Below are 477 nucleotides of genomic sequence, written 5' to 3' on the forward strand. Positions count from 1 at the left end.
GAGAGTGTTCAATAAACTGTGTCATTTCACTTTATTCTATCACTAAAGTACGCATTTAAATCATTTTGAATAGCAGACCAATGAAAAATTTGTCCATTCCATCTAGTTTGTGCATTCATGATAGCTAAGTATACCTGTTTTAAGATTGCGTTTTCTGAAGAGAATGCACCTTTAGTTTTGGTTACTTTTCTGATCATTCTGTGATAACTTTCTATTGGATTTGTTGTGTACATTAGTCTCTTTAAATGAGGTGAATACTTGTAAATATTAGCTAGTCTATCCCAGTTTTTATCCCAGCTCCTAAATATTGCAGGGTATTTTTTATTCCATTTTTCTCTGGCAAGTTCAAGAGCTTCAAGACCTTTTTGTTCGCTTGGAGCTTGATAAACAACTTTTAAATCCTTCATTACTTCTCTTAAGTCAGTATGAGTTACATATTTTGCACTATTTCTCATTTGATGAACCAGACAAAGCTGA

1 protein-coding gene is annotated in these 477 nt (G+C 32.7%); it reads right to left on the reverse strand.

Annotated elements, in window-relative coordinates; genetic code table 11:
- Positions 1-26: 26 nt before the first annotated feature.
- A partial coding sequence (locus IAI56_RS15920) for a transposase (RefSeq protein ID WP_187658787.1) occupies positions 27-477 on the reverse strand: 451 nt, incomplete at its 5' end.

This window comes from Flavobacterium macrobrachii (assembly GCF_014486675.1).
Taxonomy (GTDB): Bacteria; Bacteroidota; Bacteroidia; order Flavobacteriales; family Flavobacteriaceae; genus Flavobacterium; species Flavobacterium macrobrachii.